Annotated in this window: 21 protein-coding genes; 6 read left to right on the plus strand and 15 right to left on the minus strand. The window is 30.4% G+C overall.

All coding sequences use genetic code 11. The features are described 5' to 3' along the window. Nucleotides 1-15: 15 nt before the first annotated feature. The 9 genes from X924_RS10060 to X924_RS01985 form a co-directional block, all read right to left on the minus strand. Nucleotides 16-258 carry a DUF1538 family protein gene (locus X924_RS10060; protein WP_146255653.1) on the minus strand — a complete coding sequence of 81 codons (243 nt, stop codon included), beginning with the start codon at nucleotides 256-258 and terminating at the stop codon, nucleotides 16-18. A 141-nt stretch (nucleotides 259-399) separates the two neighbouring features. After that, nucleotides 400-2592, minus strand: coding sequence for a D-ornithine 4,5-aminomutase subunit OraE (gene oraE / locus X924_RS01950; RefSeq protein ID WP_121957268.1), 2193 nt, complete (start codon nucleotides 2590-2592; stop codon nucleotides 400-402). Then, a complete protein-coding gene (locus tag X924_RS01955) occupies nucleotides 2573-2959 on the minus strand; it encodes an ornithine aminomutase subunit alpha (RefSeq protein WP_121957269.1) in 387 nt (128 codons plus the stop codon). The genes oraE and X924_RS01955 overlap by 20 nt, the downstream gene beginning before the upstream one ends. 249 nt (nucleotides 2960-3208) lie before the next feature. Beyond that, nucleotides 3209-4621: a 2-amino-4-oxopentanoate thiolase subunit OrtB gene (ortB, locus tag X924_RS01960; RefSeq protein WP_121957270.1), complete on the minus strand. Its 1413-nt coding sequence runs from the start codon at nucleotides 4619-4621 to the stop codon at nucleotides 3209-3211. Further along, nucleotides 4614-4916 (minus strand): 2-amino-4-oxopentanoate thiolase subunit OrtA, encoded by a 303-nt coding sequence (gene ortA / locus X924_RS01965; RefSeq protein ID WP_121957271.1) that lies wholly within the window; start codon nucleotides 4914-4916, stop codon nucleotides 4614-4616. The genes ortB and ortA overlap by 8 nt, the downstream gene beginning before the upstream one ends. A gap of 16 nt (nucleotides 4917-4932) precedes the next feature. Further along, complete coding sequence (gene ord / locus X924_RS01970) at nucleotides 4933-5949, minus strand: 2,4-diaminopentanoate dehydrogenase (protein ID WP_121957272.1); 1017 nt, start codon at nucleotides 5947-5949, stop codon at nucleotides 4933-4935. A 166-nt stretch (nucleotides 5950-6115) separates the two neighbouring features. Then, on the minus strand, nucleotides 6116-6703 hold the full coding sequence (locus tag X924_RS01975; RefSeq protein WP_121957273.1) for a hypothetical protein: 588 nt from the start codon (nucleotides 6701-6703) through the stop codon (nucleotides 6116-6118). A gap of 184 nt (nucleotides 6704-6887) precedes the next feature. Further along, entirely contained in the window at nucleotides 6888-9002 is a 2115-nt protein-coding gene (locus X924_RS01980) for a heavy metal translocating P-type ATPase (RefSeq protein ID WP_121957274.1), read from the minus strand. Between the two features lie 270 nt (nucleotides 9003-9272). Then, a complete protein-coding gene (locus X924_RS01985) occupies nucleotides 9273-9653 on the minus strand; it encodes a metalloregulator ArsR/SmtB family transcription factor (RefSeq protein WP_199172608.1) in 381 nt (126 codons plus the stop codon). Between the two features lie 394 nt (nucleotides 9654-10047). Between X924_RS01985 and X924_RS01990 the strand changes: the two genes are divergently transcribed. Continuing rightward, nucleotides 10048-11214: an iron-containing alcohol dehydrogenase gene (locus X924_RS01990; RefSeq protein ID WP_121957275.1), complete on the plus strand. Its 1167-nt coding sequence runs from the start codon at nucleotides 10048-10050 to the stop codon at nucleotides 11212-11214. A gap of 55 nt (nucleotides 11215-11269) precedes the next feature. On the opposite strand, the gene X924_RS01995 is transcribed toward X924_RS01990, so the two are convergent. The 6 genes from X924_RS01995 to X924_RS02020 form a co-directional block, all read right to left on the minus strand. Further along, a complete protein-coding gene (locus X924_RS01995) occupies nucleotides 11270-12055 on the minus strand; it encodes a carboxypeptidase regulatory-like domain-containing protein (RefSeq protein WP_158245276.1) in 786 nt (261 codons plus the stop codon). A gap of 84 nt (nucleotides 12056-12139) precedes the next feature. Then, nucleotides 12140-15310: a tetratricopeptide repeat protein gene (locus X924_RS02000; protein WP_121957277.1), complete on the minus strand. Its 3171-nt coding sequence runs from the start codon at nucleotides 15308-15310 to the stop codon at nucleotides 12140-12142. A gap of 34 nt (nucleotides 15311-15344) precedes the next feature. Then, nucleotides 15345-16286, minus strand: a complete 942-nt coding sequence (locus X924_RS02005) for a carbohydrate kinase family protein (RefSeq protein WP_158245277.1) — start codon at nucleotides 16284-16286, stop codon at nucleotides 15345-15347. A gap of 1 nt (nucleotide 16287) precedes the next feature. After that, a complete protein-coding gene (locus X924_RS02010; RefSeq protein ID WP_121957279.1) occupies nucleotides 16288-17148 on the minus strand; it encodes an aldo/keto reductase in 861 nt (286 codons plus the stop codon). Nucleotides 17149-17343: 195 nt separating this feature from the next. Further along, nucleotides 17344-19578: a beta-L-arabinofuranosidase domain-containing protein gene (locus X924_RS02015; protein ID WP_121957280.1), complete on the minus strand. Its 2235-nt coding sequence runs from the start codon at nucleotides 19576-19578 to the stop codon at nucleotides 17344-17346. 169 nt (nucleotides 19579-19747) lie between these two features. Further along, the gene (locus tag X924_RS02020; RefSeq protein WP_121957281.1) at nucleotides 19748-21094 is read right to left on the minus strand and encodes a hypothetical protein; all 1347 of its coding nucleotides are present in this window, start codon (nucleotides 21092-21094) and stop codon (nucleotides 19748-19750) included. 340 nt (nucleotides 21095-21434) lie between these two features. Between X924_RS02020 and X924_RS02025 the strand changes: the two genes are divergently transcribed. Genes X924_RS02025 through X924_RS02045 form a run of 5 tightly spaced genes read left to right on the plus strand, consistent with a single transcriptional unit; the run spans nucleotide 21435 to nucleotide 26380 of the window. After that, entirely contained in the window at nucleotides 21435-22424 is a 990-nt protein-coding gene (locus X924_RS02025; RefSeq protein ID WP_121957282.1) for a LacI family DNA-binding transcriptional regulator, read from the plus strand. 54 nt (nucleotides 22425-22478) lie between these two features. Next, nucleotides 22479-23732 carry an extracellular solute-binding protein gene (locus X924_RS02030; RefSeq protein ID WP_121957283.1) on the plus strand — a complete coding sequence of 418 codons (1254 nt, stop codon included), beginning with the start codon at nucleotides 22479-22481 and terminating at the stop codon, nucleotides 23730-23732. Nucleotides 23733-23747: 15 nt separating this feature from the next. Further along, the gene (locus X924_RS02035) at nucleotides 23748-24635 is read left to right on the plus strand and encodes a carbohydrate ABC transporter permease (protein ID WP_121957284.1); all 888 of its coding nucleotides are present in this window, start codon (nucleotides 23748-23750) and stop codon (nucleotides 24633-24635) included. After that, nucleotides 24632-25462: a carbohydrate ABC transporter permease gene (locus X924_RS02040; protein ID WP_121957285.1), complete on the plus strand. Its 831-nt coding sequence runs from the start codon at nucleotides 24632-24634 to the stop codon at nucleotides 25460-25462. Before X924_RS02035 ends, X924_RS02040 begins: the two co-directional genes overlap by 4 nt. Nucleotides 25463-25495: 33 nt before the next feature. Then, on the plus strand, nucleotides 25496-26380 hold the full coding sequence (locus tag X924_RS02045; protein WP_121957421.1) for a glycosidase: 885 nt from the start codon (nucleotides 25496-25498) through the stop codon (nucleotides 26378-26380). Nucleotides 26381-26401 lie beyond the last annotated feature (21 nt).

The following is a 26401-nucleotide window of genomic DNA, read 5'->3' on the forward strand; positions in this document are numbered from 1 at the left end:
TTTCGTTAGCTAAACCTATTGGAATTCACTGAAAGCAACAGGAATATTTACAATTGGGACTTTTGTTCCATTAGTGATTGTTAGTTTAATTTTAGAGGTTCCAATCTTTGCACCAATATCCATAAATCCTCCATGAGCTCCTGCTATAAGTAATATTGCCCCTATGAAAGTATAAACAAATTCTTTAATTATTTTTAGAAAAGAGTATTTAGATAATTTAAATAATGTTATACCTATAGGAACAATTGTGAAATTCATAATCAATACGATGATAATAATAGGAAGTACTAAGATATTTTTAGAGTTGAATTTAAACGCTTAATTAACTATAACCTAAAAATAAATATCAAAGTCAAGTTAAAGAATAACCAAAAATAACCAGGAAGAATTTCTTCCTGGTTATTCTAATTTCTCTTTTAACTTTTTTGCTAGAAAAGTCGCTACATGATTTCCTTTTGTTCCTCTTCCAAATCCCGCATCCATATAATTACTTACAGCTAAATCATTTGTTATCTGCGTACCACCTACGATTAATAATAATTTATCCCTTACACCTTTTTCAACAGCTATTTCGTGTAGCTTCTTCATATTTTCTATATGAACGTCGTTATGCGTTACTATCATGGAAGCTAAAACTGCTTGTGCACCAACTTCTATTGCTGCATCTATAATTTTTTCTGGTGGAACAGAGGTACCAAGATAAACGTAAGATATTCCATATTTTTCAATACCTCCATGTTTTATATCGAGGATTTCCCTTATCCCTATGTTGTGTTCATCATTACCAATAGTTCCCGCAACGATTTTAACTTTCTGTTTACTAAAGAATTCAAAAAGTTCTTCATCGCTCATAACTTCTGTTTTCTTCGGCAATTCTAATTCATCTTTTTTTATAAAAAATGGAACCTTTGCTTTCAATTCAAGGTAAGTACCTTCTGAAGGGTGTAAAATACTTTTTCCTATAACTTGGATTTCTTCCAAACCCATTTTATTACATATTTCTATAGCGGCTGCTTCTGCATATGCTTGCGGTTCTGGTATGGTCATATCCAATTGTATCCATCCATCATAGCTCCATTCAACTTCTGGCTTTATAAGGTTTTGTTCCTTATATTCTTTAACTTCTGAAAGTCTTTTTTCAACATTATCATTTTCATCTAATTCATCTATAAATTGTATCTTTTCTCTATTGTGTAAAGTGCAACCATCGATTAAGTCGCAAGGTTTTTCTATGTCTTTAGGTAAATTGTTGTATCCAAAATGTTCACAAACTGGTGCCATATAATCGTTATCTCTAGGGACAACAGTTGCAGCTGCAATTCCTCCATTTTTCGGTCTTGCAATTCCGTCTCCCGCTCTTTCCGGGTAGTATCCGTTATCAACAAACATTCCATTTTCAAGAGCCTCAAAATATCCTCCCATTTCAATTATCTCTTCTAACATAAGGATTGCTCTCATTTTAAGCTCTCTTACTTCTTTTTTTATATTTTCTTCGTTAATTTTTACGTAATTTTTAATTCCATCCATTGATATTAAAGTATGTTTTGCAGTTTCAATACCTCGTATTGAATTAATATGCCAAGGTACGTTACGTCCTTCATCTGGAGTTATAGTTGATTGAATATCTGCAGAAGTTAATCTTGAAATTGCGGTGTTTAAAACATGTATTCTTGTTGCATCAAATAAATCTGATTCAATGTATCTTGTGTTCATTTGAGATCTAAATTTGTAGTCTTTAAATAGTTCTCTTAAAGTTACAGCATAAACCAAATTTATTCTAAATTCAGGTGCAGGGGATACAACAGGAGGAACAGTAGATAAAGCAATATTTTCTTTTTTCATTCCTACTTTAACAGAATAAAGTGAGTTTATAGCATGTTGAACAAGAAGTTCGGGCATCACGTTTCTTGATTTTTTAGCAGATGCATTTGCGTTGTGTGCTCCATCAATTTGAAGCATATTTACCGATGCCATTATTTTTTTTGCAACAGCCGCATCTACAAAAGAACGAATAGGGTTGATTCCTCTGTAAAGAATGTTGTACTGAGGGTCTTGATGAGCTCCATTTACTCCTTCTTCGGCAAATAAAACGGCTATTTCAGGTCCAGCAACACCTGACACATAGCTATGAAAATTAATTTCTCTTCCTACTTCTTCTTCTATTAAATCGAGAGCTTTTCTTGTAGCTCTTAGTTGTTTTCTTGTTATAGGAATTCCTCCGATTCCTTCTGGAGTTCCTTCAATTAGTCCGTCAATGTGGCTTTGTCCTAAAGTTCTTATAACCATTATGTGGTCAGCTCCATGCCATGCTGCCATTCTCATTCTTCTAATATCTTCTTCAAATCTTCCGGAAGCAATTTCTGAGGTAATTATGGTTTCGGGTTGAGGGTCTATGTTGTCAAAATAATGTGAAGCAGGTAAAGGAACGGAGTTTTTTAAATCTTCGCTTATTTGATAATATTCAAAATCGCTTTTTTTAGTACCTTCTGGAAGTTTTTTTCTCCATGTCCATCCCTTCCTTTTAGGTACGTAATTTTTTAAGTCTTTTAATATTTCTTCGATTTTAATCTTCTCATTCGGATTTAATTTCATGAGCATCGCCACCTTTAAAGATACTTTGTGCTTCATCCCAATAGTTACCTTTTAATAGTTCTTCTCCTGCTTTCATGACGTCAATATTTTTCAATTTGGCTATTTGGTATACAATATTTCCGGCTCCTTTTGATAAGAGTCCTACTTCTAAAATTTTATCTACAAGAGCCTTTGCTTGTAATGAGTTAAATCCCATTCTTAATAAAACAGATCTTTCAATAGAGGGAGAAGTATGTGTTTTGGCTAATTCAATTAGAGGATCAACTACTTGAGCAACCAATTTCCAAAAATATTCATCGAGTTCTTCGTTCGTCATATTTTGTAACTTTATTGATCTTTCTTTAAAATCATCAATTCTCTCTTTCATAAAAACCTCCTTAATTCTAATTTTTTTACTCACTTTAGAAATTTTAAAAACTGTTTTTTCTGTATATTTTATTGTTAAATTTTTTATAAAACGCCTCAATGACTCTAATCCTTACTAACTATGAATTTTTTAATTTTTTAGCTACGCGTAACAAAGGAAGGGAGAGAGGGCTCTGCCCTGAACCCGTTATAAATTCAAAAGCTTATTTTTTATAAAATTCTTATTCCTAAAGGACATATTATTATGTTTTTAATCCAAAAGGACTTTATCTATTAAATCCTTTACAATTTTTTTATTTTCCCTTATATCCTCAGCTATAAAATCAATTTCTTTTTGGGTGAAAGTATTTTTATTCCATCTTTTAACAATTTCTTTTACATAAGATTCTTTTAATTGAAACATAGGAATTTCTATATAACCTATTTGTGAAGGGTGTTTTGGTATTACTATTCTTTTACCAGGTTTATCTTCTTTTATTGGATCTCCTATTTTTATTTCTATCCCGTTTTGTTTTGCAAACGTCAGCTGCGCACTTGGTAGTTTTCCTGCTCCGGTATATTCGGTTTCATTTACAACTATAACTTCGTCTTCGTTCATTTCCTTTGCTATTGCGAAAGCAGCAGCTAAAGAAGTATTACCTGCAGGACCTCTTTGAATACCTTCAAGTTTTGCAAGTAGCTCAGTAATATAAAAAACCTCTCCTTGGGTAACGAGTACGTATCGATCCATATATCTTAATACACGTGCAGCGTTTCTGGGTACATCTGATCTATCTGGGAATACCGCAAAAGGTATTCCAAAACCAGTATGCCCAGTCGTAAAGGATTTTCTATTAAAGTCTCTATCTGAAGCCATGTGAAGCCCTCTTAAATCTACACTTGCTCCAATTATTTTTGTATTTGTTGCACCGGCTTTTCTCAATCCTCTTGCTGTTCCTGTTGTTAAACCTCCTCCTGCATGTGTACTAACCACAACTTCTGGGAATTTACCAATCATTTTTTTGGTCTGTGAAGCTATCTCCCAGCCTAAGGTTTCGATACCTGCTATACCAAACGGAGAATACAAAGAAGCATTGAAAAAACCTGTTTCATCAAGTAACAACAACGTATAATAAAAAAGTTCTGGACCGACACTTACTTGAACCACTTCACTTCCATAAGCTGCACAAGCTCTTTCTTTTTCTAAGATTTCTGGTTGCCCAATACCTTTTGAATCAAAACATTCTTGAACAATAATCGATTTTAATCCTCTTTTGGCAGCTTGAGAAGCTACTGCAGCACCATAATTTCCGCTTGTTGCAGCTATAACCCCTTTGTATCCCATTTCTTTAGCTTTATAAACGCTTATAGAGGCTCTTCTGTCCTTAAAAGAACCCGAAGGATTAGTTTGCTCATCTTTTATAAAAATTCTTGCGCCTTTCCCTTTTTCAGATAGTTTTTTTACAAGTTTGTTTATGTTTTTCAATTCTATCAATGGAGTTTGACCTACTCCAGTTTCTTGTTGTATTTTTTGTATTTCTTCAATAGAGTAACCTGCGTCTTGCATCATTCTTTCATAGTCGAAAGCAATCCCTTCTATTTCGTATTGGTTATAATCAACTCCCACAGATTTTTTAATTATTTCTACTTGTCTTTGCATTATTGATTCGTAAGATTTACTCATCTACATCACCTATTTTTAAGATATCGCTATTAATATGCAAAAGTTCTGGTATAGGCTCTCCAAAATTATGTTCATATCTTGGATTTATCTTTTCTAATCTTCCTTTAATTAATCTTCCAATTGGTGTTTTTATTGTAACAATTTCATTTAATTCGGCTTCTTTATCTTCTAGGAAACCTTTAATTCTAATTTCAAGTGGAAGTTTCTTAGTATCATCTGGTAGATGCTCTGATCTTTCTTCTGGATTTAAAGCAATAAAGTGGATTTGTACCCAATCACCTTTTTTTGCTTGCATTTTATATGCTCCTCCTTTAATAAATTTCTCCGATCAGTGATCTAGGAACAGGTAAATCGGCCATCGTTAAAAGTCCTGGATCAGCTTCAACAACTAAAGGAATCATATTTGTTGCAATGGCTATAGTACCTTTTCCACCAGGAATTTCTGGTTTTATAGACATCGAAATATTTGGATTCCCTTCAATATTTATATAATCTCCAGTTTGAACATTTTCAATTTCTGGGAGTACTTGTTGAGGGTGTTCGAGTTCTATTACAAGTTCACCGTTTGAATATGCTCTTGCTATATGTCTGCAACCTGCTACATTTCCTGGTTGAACTTTGACATATTTTGTTTCTCTTAATGCCTTTGAAATTATTGGTTCTCTGACCTGTTCAATATTATCTATCTTCCATCCCAATGCTTCAGCTATCATATGTATGGATTGTTCAAAACCAATATGCCCCACAATTTTTCCGTTTTTTAATCCTTCTTCAAATTCTTCGGGGGTAGTTCCAACTCCCTGTGTTTCCATAACAGTAGGCCCAAAAGGTGAAAGATCGTTTATTCGAGCAGCTTTTATTTTTTTAACATTTAAGCATGCCCCGGTTAAAGCTATAATCAACGTATCAAGAACAAAACCAGGGTTTATTCCTGTACCCAAAACAGATACATTATGTCTTATAGCTATGTTATTGATCTCGTTAGCTGCTTCAAAATTTGTGTAGAAAGGATGAGCCATTTCTTCAGCTATAGTGATAACATTTATGTTTTCTTTTAAAATCGAAATAATCTGATCTTTTACAACAGAGATAAAGGAATTTGTAGCTATAACGACAAGATCTGGATTAGTTTTTTTAATCATTTCTATTGGATTATCGTAGACCTTTACGCCTGTTTTTTCCAATCCCAATAAATTTCCTACATCTTTTCCTATATATTCTGTTCTAACATCGTGAACTCCAACCAATTGTAATTCATATTTGCTCAAGATATTTCGTGCAATTCCACTTCCCATAGCTCCGAAGCCCCATATTGCAACTCTATACATCTTAAAACCTCCCTATGAATTTTTTTTCATGTATATAAATATATTATAACGTTTTGCAAAAATCTTCAAACCTTATTATTCATGATTACAATAGAATAAAAGCGTTTAACCGCTCTGAAATGCGATTAAACGCTTTAAACATGGTTTTTCTGACAATATTTTTTATTTATATAGCAGCATACCCTTCTTTTTTCTGGAAATATTTAGATAGTGTCTTTATTCTATTGTCTTGTAATAAGTCTTTAAAGAATGTTTCTTGTTCTGGTTCTGTTTTGTACCAATTATTTATTAAATCAAGAAAACCTATATCTTTATCTTCTTGTTTAATATATAACCTTGCAAAACCGTATTTATTCCATATATTCATTTGAACCATATAATCATATGATAAAGATTCTATAATATTTCCCAACTTTTCTCTACTTTTTGCTATGGATTCTTTTTCTTTTTCTAATAATGTGAGCAAAAAAAATAGAAACTCTTTTCCCACTTCATTCGAGATAATTTCATTTTTTTCAGAAGAGTTTTCGTCGAAGTCGTAATAAATTTCATTTTTCTGGACAGAATAGCCAGGAACTATTTCAAAATTTTTTAAAACGTTTAAAACGTCAAGAATTTCTCTTTTATTTTTTACTTCTTTTCTAAATCTGTTTATATCTTCTCTTTCATAAGTTTCAAAACCCAAATGTCTTATTACTTCCAATTGATTATCGTTTAAAACATCTAAATAGTATGCTAAATATAACTTTATCACTCTGTTCATTCCACTCTTTTCGTTTATTCTATTTTTGGTACTTCATAGTATAAGTTCAAACAGAATTTTTTTGCAAATTTTTCTTTCTTTTGGTTTAGTTTGCTCTTTTCTTTACGGATTAATATTTTATCACATTCCGTTAAGTCATTGCCAAAATTTCTGAAGATTTATAGATAATAAATAATCATCTTAAAATTCTTAAAGAGTTAAAAATAGTTAGTAGAGTAACACCCACATCAGCAAATACCGCTCCCCACATGTTTGTTAGTCCTAAAGCCCCTAAAATAAGGAACAAAAACTTTATTGTTAAAATAAAAGATAAATTTTGCCAAGAGATTCTTGCAGTTTTTTTTGAAACATTTATTAAATCTATTAATTTTGAAAGATCATCGTCCATTATTACAATATCTGAGGCTTCTATTGCGGCGTCAGATCCCAAGCCTCCCATTGCTATTCCTACATCAGCCCTTGCTAATACGGGTGCATCATTTATTCCATCTCCAATAAAGGCAACTGAGGGTTTTTCTTTCAAATATTTTTCTAATAGTTTTACTTTATCTTCTGGAAGGAGTTTAGCATAATATTCGTCTATTTCAAGGTTTAAAGCGATGTTCCTACCAATTTTTTCATTATCTCCTGTTAATAGGACAGTCTTTTTTATTCCCAATTTTTTTAATTCTTTAATTGTTTCCTTTGCCATAGGTTTAATTTTATCTGATATTTTTATATATCCTGCTAGATTTTTATTAATGGCTATATATACTATAGTCTCGTAACTATCAAAAGAAGGAACTTCAATTCCGTATTTTTCTAATAATTCTTTGTTTCCAATTAATATATCATCATTGTTTATTTTTGATATAACACCTTTCCCTGCTATTTCCTCATGTTCTTTTATAAGATTTTCATCAATTTCATGATGAAAATATTCCTTAATGGACTTTGCAATAGGATGATTAGAATGACTTTCGGCATAGGCTGCTATTTTTAATAAAGCTTCTTCATTTAAACCATTTAAAGGTTTAATCTCGGATACTTCAAATAGTCCTTTTGTTAATGTCCCTGTTTTATCAAAGATTATAGTGTCCACATTTTTTAAAGTTTCAAGGTAGTTTCCTCCTTTAACAAGAACGCCTTTCTTGGAAAGTTTACCAATTCCTGCGAAATAGATCAAAGGAATAGAAATAACCAATGCACATGGACAAGATATTACAAGAAAAATCAAGGCTCTATACAACCACTGACTAAAAGCTCCTCCAACTATTAAAGGGGGTATAAAGGCTAAAGCAATAGCTGAAAATACAATGACAGGTGTATAATATTTAGCAAATTTTGTGATGAATTTTTCTGTTTTAGCCTTTTTATTTGAAGCGTTTTCTACTATATCTAAAATTTTAGAGAATGTTGACTCACTGTATTCATTTTGAACTCTTATTGTAATAGTGCCGTTGAGATTTATAAAACCACTCAAAACTTCATCATTTTCTTTAACTCTTTTTGGAACAGATTCTCCAGTCAAAGCAGATGTGTCTACAGTAGATATGCCTTTTACAACGATTCCATCAAGAGGGACTTTTTCTCCCGGATTAATTAAAAGGAGATGCCCTACTTTCACTTCTTCCGGAGATACTTTTAATACTTTATCTCCTTTCAAAAGATTGGCATAAGTTGGTCTCATATTTAATAAAGATTTTATGGATTTTCTTGAATTATCAACAGCTTTATCTTGAAGAAAATCACCAAATTCATAAAATAGCATAACTCCCACTGCTTCTGGGAATTCTCCTATGGTGAAAGCACCTATTGTTGCTATACTCATTAAAAAGGTTTCATCAAAAATCGTACCATTTAAAATGTTCTTAAAAGAACGAAATAAAACTTTCCAACCAGAAACTAAGTAAGATACAATAAACAAAGATAGTTTCAAAGCAAAAGGTTCTTTAATCAGTAAAGCTAAGATAAAGAACGTTAAACTGAAAAGTAGTCTTCTTATTTCAGCTTTATCAACTTCATCTTCATCTTCATATTCCTTTGAGGCATTATTTTTTTGTTCAATTTCGTTTTGAGATTTATTTTTTGGTATATTTTTATCGTAAATTTTTACATCTGGTTCAACTTTTTTTACTATTTTTTCTATTTCTTCGGGTTTTATTTCGCTACTTATTTTAAGTGTCAATGTTTTATTAACAAAATTTATGTTCGCTTCGTTAACACCTTCTAATTTTTTAACGTTTTCTTCTATTTTTGTCGCACAATTAGCACAATTTAAGCCTTCAAGTAAAAACTCTTTCTTTTCCATGAGTTTCCTCCTTCTTATAAACTTTTCCCACTTTAGAAATTATGAAACTTATATTCTATAAATATTTTGATGTTTAATTTTTTCAAAAGTATCTCCTCAGTTCTAATCCTTATTAATTCCTAATTTTTTTAACTTTTTCGTTACGTGTAGCGAGAAAGAGGGGGAGGGCTTCGCCCTGGACCCATTTTAAATTCAAAACCTTAGTTTAATCGCTATAAATACAAAATATATGAACAATTATTCAACTGTTCATATAAAATAAAAAATAAATTAGCTTTCTCTAATATGTGAAAATCCTACATCAAGGATTTCTTTTACATGTTCGTCACTCAGAGAATAGTATACGACTTTTCCCTCTTTTCTAAACTTAACTAATTTAGCTTGTCTTAAAATTCTTAATTGATGAGAAATTGCAGAGGGAGTTTTATCAAGAACATTTGAAATATCACAAACACACATCTCATTGGCAATAAATAAAGCATATAGTATTTTTATTCGGGTTTGATCCCCCATTATTTTAAAAAATTCTGATAGCATGTTCAAAGCTTCTTCGTTTGGTGTATTTTCTTTAACCTTTTTTATAACATCTTCATGTATTTCAAGAGTTTGACAAACATCTAATTTTTTTTCTTTTTTTATATTTTTAACCATTTTAATCACCAACACAATATAATATTTGAATAATTGTTCATATATATTATAACATTTTTAAAGATTTAAATCAAATATATAGACTTTAGAAATGATAACTTTTTAAAGATGAACTTTTGAATTTAAAATGGTTTGTGACGGAATACTCTCGATTCTTCTTTACACCTGCAAGTTCGAATCACTATGAGGTATTTTTGAAAAAGCAAAATCCAAAACGTTTATAAAAGCAAGTTTGAAATTTCTAAAGTGAGTATAAATCAAATAAAATATAAAGTTTAATTAATACTTTTTCTTGTCAACTAATTAAAAATTTTTCTTTTTATATGGTATAATTTTCATGAATACTCCCCTATAGTAAATAAGCGTAAAAAATATGACGAAGGAGGTCGTTAATATGTTAGATTTTGAATTTGTAAGTCCTACAAAGATAATTTTTGGGAAAAACTCCGAATTAAAGGTTGGTGAATTAGTTAAGAAATATTCTAATAAGGTTTTGTTTCATTACGGTCAAGAAAGTATCAAAAAAATAGGCTTGTACGATAAAGTTGTTGATTCTTTGAAAAAGGCTGATGTTGAATTTGTTGAACTTGGTGGTGTTCAACCAAATCCGAGACTAAGTTTAGTCAGAAAAGGTATAGATATATGTAAGAAGGAAAATATTAATTTTATTCTTGCTGTTGGGGGAGGAAGTGTAATAGATTCTGCAAAAGCTATAGCTGCTGGGGTCAAATATAAAGGTGATGTTTGGGAATTGTATGAAGGAAAAGGAACGTTGGAAGAAGCACTCCCTGTTGGAGTTATTTTGACAATACCAGCTGCAGGCAGCGAAGCAAGCATGGGTTCGGTTATAACAAATGAGGATGGATGGTATAAAAAGGCCATAAATTATGACATATTAAGACCTGTATTTGCTATAATGAATCCAGAATTGACATATACTCTGCCCCCTTTTCAAACGGCTGTTGGTGCAGTGGATATGTTAACTCATGTTATGGAACGTTACTTTACTAATACAAAGAATGTTGAATTAACTGATAGATTAAGTGAAGCAACTATGAAAACAATAATAAAGTATGCACCTTTAGCTATAAAAGATCCATATAATTATGAGGTAAGAGCCCAGATTATGTGGTCAGGTACAGTTGCTCATAATGGACTTTTGGGAACAGGTAGAGAAGAGGATTGGGCAACACATGATATAGAGCATGAAGTTAGTGGTTTATACGATGTAGCTCATGGAGCTGGACTTGCTGTGTTGTTTCCAGCTTGGATGAAATATGTATATAGGCATGATATAGATAGATTCGCTCAATATGCCAACAGGGTTTGGAACGTTGAGCCAGATTTTTTCAATCTTGAGAAAACAGCTCTTGAAGGCATAAAAAGATTAGAGAAGTTTTATAGCGAAGAGTTAAACTTACCTATAACTTTAAGTGGCTTAAAAGTACCAGATGACAGGTTTGAAGAAATGGCACAAAGAGCAACAGAAAAGGGGCCTTTAGGAAATTTTGTGAAACTCTATAAAGAAGATGTTTTAAATATATTGAAATTAGCAAAGTAAAAACCAAAAACACCCTATAAGGGTGTTTTTGGAGGTTTTTTCGTTCCCTAAAATGTTATAAAGTCGGTGCATTTTCTTGAATTACGTTTCTATCAACAATTTGTCCGTTTGCAGTTATATCAAATACATACCAGTAAAGTCCCGTGCCAGAACTCGGAACATTATATGTTTTAACTAATCCATTTTGATTATAAATACTTACTACAGCTGAAGATGTATTAAGTTGCCCCGTACCCGCATAATGGTGTACATAATATTTGTAAGGTTGATTCAATCTTCTATATATGGTTACTGTTTCAGGACCAAAGCTTGTAGTATCATCTATATCAAGATATGCATATGGATACTGGTCTGAATTATTTGTTCCTCGGTTGTTATAATAGATATGATACCCTTGACTTGCATTTGAGTCAGAAGTTGGAACAAGCAAATGACTGTCTAAATCACGAGGATCTTGACCCCAAGTTAATACGATTCTAAACGTCTCATTTGCACTAAGCGCTGGTGAAAGAGCAAAATTAACAACCTTTTGTTCGTTTTCTGCTAAACTTAATGGATAAGATAATGCTATATAACCACTTTTAGAAGCTTGGATAGTAGTATTTGATGTGGGTACTTTATTGAGAGTATACTTTCCATCTGCACCTGTTGTTGCTGAAATATCTCCAGACTTCACAGTTGCACCATTAATAGGCTGACCGTTTGTTGCATCTGTAACTATACCAGTAACAGTTCCTGTTGTTCCTCCAAATAATCCTCCAAAATCTAACAAAGAACATCCACTCAAAATAAAAATGACGCAGGTAAACAATAAAGTAAAATAGATAAACCTCTTTTTCATAATAACCACCCCTTTATATAAATTTATTTTCATTATATAAAGGGGATCTAAAAAAAATCTAAAACTAAAAATTTTATTAGAAATTTATATTTGAAATTCACTTATAAAATTCAAAATTTCTTTTGAAGGGAACTCCATTCCTAAATCTTTTGAATATAGTTCTTTTACATAGTTATAATAATTTACAGCCCGTTTAACATCTCTTTCAATAAGTAATAGTTTAATATATTCTGTATTCATTTCATATGAATAAGGATCAATGTTTAGATATTCTTCTAAAAATATACGAGATTTTTCTATATCGCTTCCTTTTTCGATAGTATATAATTTTGATAATATTTGTAGATAGATTTCTTGAGCATGATTAATTTTTGATATTGCCCAATCGTCATAAATATTAGAAGGTAAAAGACCGACATTATATAAGTTTTTAGCTAATATATATTTTTCTTTTGCTTTAAGATACAGTTTATTATTGAATAATTTTGTAGCTTCTTTAAAAGAATTTAGGAACTCTTCGTAATCTAAATAATAAGGGGTTTGATTATTAAATTTATAGTTTTTATTTTGAGAAATAATGAGTTCTTCTTCTAATCCTATTTCTTTTAATTTTTTCCTAATGTCGTGAAGAGCAACATATAACGTTTGACGTGCTTTATCGAAAGGTAAATCTTTCCAGAAGTATTCTATTATCATATCTTGAGAAAGCCATTTGTCAAAATTCAAGACAATAAATTTAAAGAGATCAAGAGCTTTCTTGTTTTTTATATCTTTTATACTCAACAAGTTATTACCGAAGACTAATTTGAACTCTCCAAAAAGATATACTTTCGGAAAATACGAATATTTTTCTTTTTCTGAGAAGGTTCCAATAAAACTATCTGAATTAATAATTTTTTTAGTTTCTTCTTTGATACTATCCATTTCTATTTTTTCATCTAAAATTTTGTGAACATATTTTGAAAGATAAGGATTTTTGTCAAATATAAAATAGTAGTCATTGTTTTTAATAAGTTCTAAGAAAAGGTTTTGTTCTTCTTCTACCATTAAAAATCTTAGAAAATAACTTAAAGCTATCTTATAGAATAAAGCTTCTGCTAATATTAATTTTGTTTGCCCTTCGGAAGATGTTTTAATAATTTTATCAATTATCGGCAGAGCGCTTTCATATTTCTCGCTAAAAAGCAGTATATTAACTTTTTGTAGTTCAAAATCCAGTATTTGGTATTTGTTAAAGAAAGTGCTGCCAATTTTTATTGCTTTATCGATGGTCGATAGAGATTCTTCACTTTTACCCACTTTAAATAAGTAATCTGCCAGTACTGAAAGATAATTTGACATTAAGAATTTTGATCGATAAGAGAAACTTTCAGCTTCTTTTAAATGCTTATCTGCTTCTTTTAAACTACCGCTTCTAAGATCTATCTTTGCTTGTAATATATTTTCTATAGGTAAATAAGCAATATTTTGGGTTTTTAAATAAATTTCCTTAAAGAAATTGAGCATTTGTTGAGCTTTAGATTTATTATTAATTTCCAAATAAAAATCTGTAAGGTTAGCATACAATAAGGCTTTTCCATAAATATCTTCTGTATTTTTAAAAATTTCAAGTGAAGTATTGTAACTTTCTTCAGCTTTTTTAAGATCTCCTTTAACCAGGTAAACATTATAAGCTAAATTATTTAAAATCCAAGGTTTCATATCGGTATTTTTATATTTTTCGCATAATAATAGTGCCTCGTTTAAATATTTTTCACTATCATCTAAATTAGATAAATAAGATAAGCTTGTCCCCAATAGATTATACAAAGGTATTTTATAATTCTCATTTTCCTGGCGGATTTTTTTCAGTAATTCCATACACAAATCTCGAACTTTTTCATATTCTTCCTTATGCCAATAAATACCTATTATTTGAATTTCGATATCAATTAGAGAGAAGTTTTTTTCATTAATCTTGTCAAAATTTTGTTTTGCAATAATGTAATCATTAAGTGCTTCATCAAATTTAGAGTATTTCTCTTTTACAAGTCCTCTATAATAATGTAAAATATAATATTTATCAAAAGTTGATTGTGGGAGTGAATCCAACCAACTTTCAATAAATGGAAAATCTTTTATTAACTCTTCTGAATGCTGCATAAAAAAAATTATAGTTTCTTCTATATTTCCTAACTGCATTATACAGTAAAATTGTTCTATAAAATTATTTTCTTTTCTATAAATATTTTGGAGTTCCTCATATATTTTTTCCTTTTCCGAATCTTGCATTTTACTTCTTAGATAGTTTTTTATAATTTCAGGAATATAATAATTTTGATCATCTAATTTTTCCAAAAAATGTAAATCTACCAGTTTTTCTAAATATTCTAAAATTACAATCTCATCTTTGAAGTTAAAATATTTTTTGCAAATGTTTATATCGATGTTATTAAGTAAACTTATAAAACATAAAAATTTTAATAAATTTTTATCAAGGGTATTAAATAAAGTATCCAGGTATAAAGTCAAATCATATGTAATTGGTAATTCGTATTTATCTAATTTATCCAAAGATAGTTTGTTTTCCGAAATAGCAGCGGAAAAAATCATTATTAAACCTGGCCAACCATCAAATATTGAATATAATTTTAAAAGAGTCTCTTTATTAATTTTTATTTTTCTCTTATTTAGAAACTCTTCAAATTCTTCAAAAGTAAATTTGAGATCATTTTCTTCAAAAACACAGACATTATCGTTCATTTCAAGTTTTAAAAGAGAGATAGGAAGGCTTTCTTTAGAAGAAAAAATAAAGTGTATGTTTTCATTCGAAAAATTAATTAGCAAATTTAAAATGGGCTTTAGCTCATCAGTTATCTTAATATTTTCAAATCCATCAAAAAAAATATACACATTTCTTTTTATTTTGGAAAAAACACTTAATAACATTCCTACTTTTTCTTCTTCATTAAAATAATCGTAAGCATAATAATCCCACTTAAATTTAATATCTTCAATTTTAGTTAAACCAAGCATTAAATGATTCAATAACTGATTGAAATCAAAACAATTTTCTGGACAACTTATCCATAACTTATTTTCTTTCAATTTTTCATAATACATACCTAAGGAAATTGTTTTTCCAAAACCAAAAGGTGCTTTCAAAAGAAGCACTTTTTTTTCTTTATTCTCAAGCATCTCATTTATAAGATTTTCACGATAAACGTAATCAGACTTTATTATTGGTGGTTTTAAAACAAAATTCATAATTTCCATATTTCGACACCCATTAAATGATTTTAATTTTAATTTAATTTTTATTTTTTATTAACGTTTCACTTAGTTCATCGGCTACGGTTTTTAAACTTTTTAGGGTTATTCTTGACGCATTAATACCATAAGTTATGCAATTTTCTATACTTTCATTTTTATAAAGACCGTATATAACTCCAGCTGTAAAAGCATCCCCTGCTCCGTTGGAATCAACTATTTCTGTTTCACTTAATTCATCAACTTGAAAAAATGCTATTTCTCTTTTAAAATTATCAACAAAATAAATACCTAATTCTCCGTTTGTAATTATTATATTTGATACATTTGGAAAGGTATCTTTTAATTTATCTTTTATAGTATCTTTTTCGTAGAAATCTAAATTTTTTCCCATAATAGATTCTAATTCTATAAAATTCATGGTTAAAAAATCAATATTTTCAGTCACATGCAATAATTTTTTCGCTTTTTTTATTGATACTGCATTTATAATTGTTTGTATATTTTTACTTTTTACTAAATTTAATGCATAATTAATAACTGATACATTTAAATTAGTGTCCAAAAATAATATTTTAGATTCTAATATGTCGTCCTTGCATTTCTCGATATATACTTCATTAACATCGCTTAATATTTCCATGTCTGAAATGGAAACATACATATCTCTTTTTTCGTTTAGTATAGCTAAATAACTTCCTGTTTTAAAAGAGTTTGAAACTTTTATACCTTTAGTTATTATGCCTAATTTTTCTAATTCTTTTGAAATTATTTCTCCAAAAGTATCTTTCCCAATAGCTCCAAAAATTTTTACAGGTATACTCAACTTTGATAAATTATGAGCAATATTTCGAGCCACTCCACCAGAAGAGTAGAACACAGTTCCTGGGTTAGATGTTCTTAGTTCTAAGGATTCATAAGGATATCCTTTTACATCAATATTTATTCCACCCATCACAGATACAAACTCTGTTCTCTTCATTTTATAAATTTTCATCTCCAAAGTTAATTGCTGATTCTATTCTCTGACAGTTTCTTCTTAGCAATTCTTCTTCAGACAAAGTTAAAGTTGTAAAGTTATCGACAGCTTTCAAAAGCCATTCTAAAATAGAGATATGACTTGCACATAATACTGACGTAATAGGTTTAGATAAAGAAAATCGAAGTTGTGTTTCTACTTCTTCGTAGGATTCTTGAGGAATATATACAAATTCAGAGATCTTTTTCTCATGATTTACTTTAGACAACCTTTTTATAAAGTTCTGATAAATGATTATTCCGATTTCTTTTTCCTTTGATTTTGATAATAAGCTTCCTCCAATTCCAAGATACCATTTTTTCCAATCTAAGGGAAAAGTAACTACATCAAAATCATAACTGTCAATAAGTTTAAGACCAATTTCTTCTTTATTAGTAGAAAATCCTACATATTTTATTAACCCTTGATTCTTAGCTTCAAACAAAAACTCCAACGCACCTTCAGGTCCAAAAATTGTCTGAATTTCTTCGCCATTTTTGACATCATCTAATTGAATAAGATCAAGGTATTGCAAATTAAATTCATTTAAAAGAAGTTTTATATCTTCTATAGCATCATTTCTATTACGTGCTTTTGTTCTGCCAGAAATAAAAAGCTTGTCTCTATGATGATTTATACAAAAAACTATTTTTTCATCTAACTCTTTATATGCCGGAGAAATTTCAAAAAAATTTACCCCGTTTAGAATAAACTTTTCTATAATATTTTTAACTGCTTGAGAGTCATCAAACTTTATTAATTCTTTCAAATCTAATCCTATTATAGACAATTCTTCTTTAGTTTTTCCAAGCATTCTTTTTTCCATCAAAGTTCCTCCTCTTTACCCTATCAACTCCTATACTTAACGCGAATTTTTATTATTTATTTTTTTTAACATTTTTTATGTACATTTAATATTTGCTACAATTATATCATATTTTCATATTTGCCTAACTGTATACAAAAACAGAGACTTCTTCTACTTAAGAAGTCTCTGTTTTAAAGATTTTTGGTAACCTTATTATTTTGCAGAAATCGCAAATATATGCATTGTAGGTATTTGAGGCAAATATATTGAATTTATCGGCACGTTTCTTAGTGGAATTTTCAATAAGTAAAGTTTGGGATTAATATTTTCTTTATTTCCTAAGCTATCGTATCTATAACTTAATTCCATCAACACTTCTTCACCATAAAATGGTTGTTGACACCAATCTGAAAAATATATCTGTTGCTCTTCAATTAATTCGTCTTCATAGACTATTGTCAAGGTACCTTCATAATTTCCGTGATCACTGGAACCTACTATATATAAGTAATTTACTATTTGTTCAAAATCTTTTAAATATATTTCCTGAGAAGTACAAATTAAGTTATCTTTACCCTCGATTTTAAACTTAAAATAAACATCTTCATTTTCAAAATAATAAATATCCTTTTCTAATAATTTTTGAATCTCTTCTGCGGGATATTTTGCACCTATAACTCCCTCAAAGTTATCAAAATTTCCTGACTTCCTGTTTGAGAAATTAACTATCCCGTCATTATTAAATAATTCATCTAAATTCAATACATAGCTTTCATTTATTTTCTCGGTAGATACTTCTACTTTTTGAACATACTGGCTTTTTATCTCCGTTGGTTCATATTCTACTTGTATTGTGCCTTCTTTTGTAAATTCATAGTAATTATCTTTGAACTTGTAAACAAAAAGAGGATCGATAGGTTTTAAAATAACTTGATCTATGTATATGTGGCCGTTGTCTGGTTTGAAATATAATATTATCTCATTTTTATTCATGTTTATTACTCCCAAGCTATTTATGTCTTTTGATGATTTTATAGTTCCTTCGATGGAATGATCTCCCGATGTTACTTTAAAATTTGTATTAGGTTCAAAAATGCCACTAACAAATATTTCATAAGTACCCGGGTAAAAGTTATCTATAGTTTGTCTGACTCTAATACTTTCGTCAGTTTTCAGAACCACATTATTTATGTTTTCGAGAGTAAAACTGTATATTCCTGTATTCATTTTTTCAACCTCAAATAGATGGGCTTTCCTTCCAGAGATTATTATTGCTTGCGTTAATTCTTGGAACTCTGAAGGAAGAGTTTTGATTCTTGCTAAACTTAATAATGCACAAATTGTTGACTCTGCACCGGCATTACTATTTATATATACAGAATGCAAAGAATCGTATCCTTCTCCGTTCGGTCCGTACATAGGAGTATTCAAATGATTATTTCTTTCATAGAACCCACCAAAAAGGGCAGCCATAGACGCGTATTGTTCTTCATTTGTAACTTCGTATAATTTTGTCAAAGTAGAGATGATTGGTTCGACTGCATAAGCTATTTGAGGGTATAATCTAATATACTCGGTTATTTCATAAATAGGTCCCAAAGAAAGTAATACTGGATAAAATTCATCTGCAATAATTTCGGCAGAATCCAAGTATCTCTGGTCCTGAGTAATTTTATAAAGCTCTAATAAAGCTTCTGCTTGCCTACTGCCCCAACTATGCCATAATAAAATATTTTCACCTTCGTTATAAGCACCTGTTAAAAATCCTTCTAATATTTGTGTTTTTAAAATAGAATCTCCTACCTTAACAGCTAATTCTTTAACTTTTTCATCTTTCGTATATTTATAATATTCTATAACTCCCAGTAAAAATACCGATGAGACATCTGAATTATGGTTTAAAAAGTAATTTTCGTCTAAACTTTTTGACAAAAAATTGTACGATAACTTTGCAGAATTTATCAGTTGCTCTTGAAATTCTTTATCTACTTCGAATATCTCTATGGCATTTGCAATAGACCAAAACGCTCTTGCCGCCCACCAATTGGCTGATTTTCTACTTGTTATTCCTTGCTTGTTTATTTTTCCATCTGAAAAAACAAAATTATAAAAATCTCCGTCTGTATCTTGAAAAGCCATGACAAAATCTAAAGCTTCTTTCGCTCTTTGCAAATAAAACGCTTTATTGTCGATTTTGTAAAGTTCTGTGTATAATATAGCGACACGTGCTACATCATCCACACAGGTAACTCCTTCTCCTTTAGCTTCTGTATGGATATATTTATCACCAAATTTTTCTGCATAAATCCAGTAACCTATTTTTGTTTGCCCTTCTACTTGAAATTCATCTCTTAAAAATTCCAAATGATTAAAATTTATTTCGGGTAAAGCAAAAGAAATTAGGGACAAAAATATCAATGAAAACATGATTAATAACTCCTTCTTCACTTTTGAACCTCCTTTGAATTTAGGGGAAGGCTTCGCCCCGTACCTACTATAAATTCAAAACACTATTTCCAAAGTATCTAATTTAAAGAAAGAGTTTAGAGAGTTTTCTCTCTAAACCCTAATTAATTAATCACAAGTTTTTATCCTTTTATAAAATATTTTCCGTTAATTATTTAATGAGTAATTTTAAGCTTTGAATTTCATGTGTTCTATTTTCAAGAAGTTTGATAGCTTCTTCAGTATTTTTAGCTGAGTACATTGAAAAATATCTTGTGTAAGTGAGTTTATCTCCCGCCTTAAACTTCATCATCCAATCGGCTTCGTTGGTATCTTCAAAGATACCTTTTGTGGCTTCATAAATGTTTAGTTCTCCAGGTACCCATCTAAATATTCCGTCTCTGAACTCTCTGCTTTCATAGAACCAAAAATCTCCGTACACAAATTTTTGAAGATCTGAATAAATAATAGGTTTTTCGGGCAATATTTCTGCTGCTATCAGATCGTATTTATCGGAGAAGTTTGCTCTCCAATTTTCCATAGAAACGTAGCAATAGGTTGCTCCCCACCATAAAGGTCTCATTGACTCGATGGCTGGGAAAACTATATAAGCATTTTCTCCAACTATATTAACTGCATCTCTTTCTTTCCAGTACTCATAAGGAGAGATTCCCAATTGTTCCGCCCAAATCATTCTTCTAAACATGGGAAGAATATGAAAAGAGCTGTCATCTAAACTTGTGAGGGGAGCAGTTGCCATGACTTGTAGCTTCATTATATCAACATAATTAGTAAAAGAAAATTCGTTTTCTACAAGGATATCTCCTGTTTTAAAAATATAAGATGTTATTTTTTGATTAAACCCTGGTAGATTTTCATAATATAGCAAAGATTGAACACATACTGCGACAGGACCTGCCTCATAAATTTTTAAATCTTTTACATTTAATCCTGCAGAAGTAGTTTCAACATGTTTACCTAATTTTCCATCAACATAGTAAGTGCTTCCAGACCATCCAGCAATTCTCGCAGTTCCCAGTTCATTATACAAATTTCCTTCTGCATTATTAAATTTAGTAAAGCTAACCAATCCATGGTTATTTACCTTTACTGTAAAATTGTCAGCAGATACTATATACTCACCATCTTTTTCTTCAATTGTAAAAACAGGAGCGAATTGTAGCAATTCCAAATCCCAGTCATCAGAGATAATGATCTTTGCTTCTTTTTTGAAAGTGAACAATAGTTTATCGCTTGAAGAAATCTTTCCATTTTTGTCAATATCAACAATTTGATATGGAATATCTTTGTTAGTCGCATCTTTAACTCTTATAGAATACCAATTTGCATCGAAATCTTCTCCAACTATATCCAATAATTCGGAAAAAGTTATTACGTAAGGTATTTCTAATCCTGTTTTTTGTTCAGTAGTTATTGTTACAATCTTTTCGGCTGAAAAAATTGACATGGCTAATAAAAGTGTTACACAAACTACTAAAAGTACTCTTAGGTTTCTCATTTTATTACCCCCTTTTAAAATTTTATCTTATTTGTAAGCGCTTTCATATTTATTTTAATACAAATATAAAAAATAACAAAATGTGATTATAGACGATTATAATGGAATAAAGACAATTTAAAAGAATTACAAAGATATAATTTAAAAAATCTTTCAAAATTCAAATTTAAAAAATCATGTTTGGTTGTAAGAATTATTTTTTTATTTAAAAATTAGATATTTATACCTAAACACAAATAAATTACTATAACTACGTTTAATTGCTTATATTTACCCTTGATATTTTGTTCGTCTCATGATATAATTTTATGTAAGCGCTTACAGATAGGAGGAATAAAAATTGCCTACAATAGATGACGTAGCAAAATTATCTGGAGTCTCTATTGCAACTGTCTCAAGGGTTTTAAATGGGAAAAATGGTGTGTCCGATAAAGCAAAAGAAGCGGTTCTTCGAGCTATAGAAGAATTGGATTATAAGCCTTCTGGAATTGCCAGAAATTTAGCCAACAAAAGAAGCTCATTTAATATAGGTATTTTAATTAGTCAAAGAATCGAAAGGATTCTGAATACGAAAGATCTTTTTGGAATTAGAGAATTCTACTCAACTGTTTTAACAGGAATAGAGTCTTACGCAAAAGAAAATAATATTAATTTAAGTTTGAAAACCTTTGAAAACTGTGAAAAAAATTTTATTCGATCAACGGAGGGGCTTTTAATAATTGGTGGAGATAAGTTACCAAGTTGTATAAAAAACATGGAAATTCCTAAAGTCTTGGTGGATAATTATATTCCAAGTATGAAGGTGGATTCAATTATCTCTAATGGTTTTGATGGAGCTTATTATGCAATTAAAAAAATAATAGAAAGAGGCTATAAAAAAATCGCTCATATACATGGTTCTTTAACTTTTTATGGTTTTAGAAATAGATACGAAGGATATGTCGCTGCTATGTCTGAAAAAGGATTATTACCTCAAACATTCGAGTGTGACGAAACACGAGACGGAATTTTTTATGCTCTTAATTTAGCTTTGTCAAAAAATCCAGAAATAATTTTTGCTTCAAATGATGTAATAGCTTTAATAATTCTAGACGAATTGAAAAAAATGAAAATTAAAGTTCCAGATGATATTCAATTGATAGGATTCGATGACATAATATCATCTTCTATTTCTGAGCCAAAATTATCTACTTTAAAAGTGTTCAAATATGAAATGGGAAACATTGCAGTAAGTAGGTTGATAGATTTGATCAACGGTAAAAATCCTCATCCGGCTGTCATATCTCTTTTTACTACTTTTGTAGAAAGAGAAAGTACTATTCAAAAGTAGTAAATGAGTGTGTAGTGATACGGTAGTAAAATTTTTAGAAGGAGGTTAGATGGTATGAAAAAGTTATCAGTATTATTGTTAATAGTTTTAATATCAACATTTGCTTTGTCTCAAACAAAACTTGTGTTCTGGACAGCGCCAAATCCACAGCAAGAAGCTTTTTGGAAAGAAGTTGTAGCGGAATATGAATCTTTACATCCTGAAATAGATATTGAATGGTCTACTATTCCAGCAGCTGGTAGTTCTGAAGAAGCGATATTGACAGCAATTGCATCTGGAAGAGCTCCTGATATTTCTACAAATATTTTTTCAGGATTTGCTGCACAATTAGTTGAAATAGATCAGCTCATGGAATTAGATAAACTTGAGGGCTTTGATGAATTGGTTGAAACAAGAAAGATGAGAAGTATCATTGAAGGATGGCAAATAAATGGCAAGAATTATGTAATACCTATTTATTCAAATCCCATTTTGATGTGGTGGCGGTCTTCTCTATTAAAGGAAGCTGGATTTGAAAACCCACCAAGAACCTACAGTGAAATATACGAATTTTCTAAAAATTTTGTTATACCAAAGGAAAGGTATTCAGTTCAAATTATTCAAGGAAGAAATTGGTGGGATAGATGGTTTGATTTTATTACTTATTATTACGCAGCAAGTGGAGGAAAATCATATGTAGATACATCAAAGGGTAGAGCAACATTTAACGATGAAGCTGGAAAGCAAGTTGCAGAGTTTATAAATACTATGTTTAGAAACGAATGGACAGCTGTTGATCTTGGCTCTAATCCTTTCTACATTGGTGCTATAGCTGGAGGTTTAAGAGGTCCTTGGGAAATATCTTTTGCTCAAACTCAATTTCCAGATATAGTAAGTGATATTGTTATTTCTGCTCCACCTGTTCCTGACAGTTATCCTCAAGATGAACCTATTTACACTTTTGCAGATGCAAAGGGACTTGTAATTTTTAAAACAACTAAACATCCAAAAGAAGCTTGGGATTTTGTAAAATGGGTTTTTTCAAGAGAAGATTTCGATCTAAAATGGCTTGAATACACAAAGATGCCGCCTGCAAGAGAAGACTTACTCACAAACGATATTTTTAAAGATTTCTGGGATCAAAACCCCTTAGCAGCTCAATATGCTAAATACGTTCCTTATGCTATTCCACCAGCAACAATTTCAATGACAGTTGATGTACAAGATTTAATGACCGTTGAGTTAGTGGAACCCTTAATGTATGGATTTAAAAGCCCGCAAAAGGCTTTGGATGATGCGGTTAAGGCAATAAATAGAATCCTTTGGTAAAGGTAGGAGAAGATAATGGCTAAAAAGTTGACAAATTTAGCGAAAAGGGAAGCGAGAAAAGGTTTAGGCATATCTTCGATATATCTTGTATATACTGCAATATTTTGGGGTTATCCATTTGTATGGTTGTTTATCCTCCTTTTTTCGAGATGGAAATTTGTAGGTACTCCTAAATTTGCTGGTTTATATAATATTCAGAGGGTCTTAACAGACCCTCTTTTTTGGAAAACTGTTGGTAATGTGTTCCGATTCATGCTCTATTATATTCCTCTTGTTTTACTGGGTTCTTTACTTTTTGCTATAGCTCTTAATAAACTTAAAGTTGGTAAAACCTTTGTTGCTTTGTCTTTCTTAGTTGCAAATGTGTCATCAGGAGTCGCCTATTCTATTATGTTTTCAAATTTATTTTCTGTAAATGGTCCTATAAATAGAACTCTTTACAATCTTTTTGGAATAACCATACCTTGGTTCACAAGTCCACAATTGGCAATGTTTTCAATTTCATTGATAGTTATTTGGAAGTTCATAGGATATTATGGATTGATATTATATGCGGGTCTTACTGCTATTCCAAAATCTTTGTACGAAGCAGCGGAGTTAGATGGAGCCGGAAATTTAACAAAATTTTTTAGAATTACGCTTCCTCTATTAAATCCATCTATAGTGATGGTTATGGTTTTAGCTATAACTTTAGCCTTTGGAATATTTACAGAACCTTATATGATAACAGGAGGAGGTCCTATGAGAAGTACTCTGACTCCCATGATGCATATGATAACAACTGCTTTTCAAAGAATGGATCCAACTTATGCAGCAACAATGGCTGTATTTGTAGCAGGTATAAGTTTTGGAATGATTTGGGTTGTGAGGAAAATTATGGAAAGAGAAGTTGATTTAGTATGAAAAATCAAAAAATAAAGACAAGTAATATTATTTTGCATATTGTTATGTTTGGTTTAGCTCTAATTTGGTTGTATCCATATTTATGGCTATTTTTAGCTTCAGTAAAGCCATCGGCGGAAATTTACACAAGGTTTTTACCTTCTAAATTTACTTTGGAACATTTTAAATTTATATTGGAAAGTGCCGAAAGGATGAATAGACCTTTTATAAGAGCATTTTTTAACAGTTTATTTGTATCTGTGACTGTAACTGTATGTGTTCTAATAAGTTCTGCGATAATTGCATTTGCATTATCAAAATATAGATTTAAAGCAAGGGAGGGAATATTTAATTTTCTTATTTTTCAAATGGTTTTTCCCGGTTTTATGTTTACAATCCCCATGTATATACTTGTAAGAAATTTACATTTATTAAATTCTTATGGAGCTTTAATAATACCTTTTATAATGAGCAGCTGGGGTATTTTTATGATGACTCAAAGTTTTAAAGGCACTCCTAATGATTATATAGAAGCAGCAAAAATAGACGGAGCTTCAGATTTATTCATCATTTTTAGGATAATGCTTCCTTTAAATAATTCTGTTATGGCAATTGTAGGTTTATTTACTTTTATTGGAATATGGGATAATTTTATGTGGCCTCTTATAGTAATACAAGATTACTATAAAATGCCATTATCTGTTTTGCTTGCTACTTTCAATCATGAGTATGGAGCATATATAGGTCCTGTAATGGCAGGTTCAGTTATTCAAACTATACCGATGGTTTTAATATTTATAATATTTAGAAAAGCATTTTTGCAAGGTATCTCAATGTCTTTAAAATAAAAGTAATCAAGATATGAAAGGAAGGGATTTATGTTGAACTTAAAATTAAAAAGACATACTGCAAACCCTCTGTTTGGGCCTAACCCTATGCATCTTTGGGAATCAAGGTTTGTTTTTAATCCTGCTGTAGTATACGACGGAGAAATTTTTCATATGTTGTACAGAGCTCAAGGAGAAGATATGGTTTCAAGAATAGGATATGCTGTAAGCGCAGATGGGGTGCATTTTAACAGAATGGAAAAACCCGCTTTTGAACCATCCGATCAAACAGAATTGTATGGAGTAGAAGATCCCAGGATAACTTATTTAAAAGGAAAATATTATATGTGTTACACAGCTTACTCTCCAAAAAACATTAGTATTGCTATGGCTTCAACAAAAAACTTTATAACCTGGGAAAGATATGGAATAGTTTTACCAGAAAGTCCTAACAAAGATGCCGCATTGTTTCCAGAAAAAGTCGAAGGAAAGTATGTATTAATCCACAGATTAGAACCCGATATTTGGTTTGCATATTCAGATGATTTAATACATTGGAATAATTACAAAAAAGTTGCCTCACCACGTGAAAAGTATTGGGATAATTTGAAGATTGGTGCAGGTGGTCCTCCTTTAAAGACACCTTATGGATGGTTGTTTTTATACCATGGTGTTCAAGATGACATTAGACCAATATATAGACTTGGTTTTATGCTCTTAGATTTAAAAGATCCATCAAAAGTTTTAAAAAGAAGCGAAGAACCTATTTTAGAACCTAAAGAAAGTTGGGAGGTATTCGGTGGAGTGCCAAATGTTGTCTTTTCTGATGCTTTAGTTGAATATAAAAATCAATATTATATCTATTATGGAGCAGCTGATAACTACATTGCATTGGCAACTATAAGTAAAGATGAAGTTTATCAGTGGATAAATGAATAAAAAATAAAAACTTGGGATTAG

Source organism: Petrotoga sp. 9PWA.NaAc.5.4 (assembly GCF_002895485.1).
GTDB lineage: Bacteria > Thermotogota > Thermotogae > Petrotogales > Petrotogaceae > AZRK01.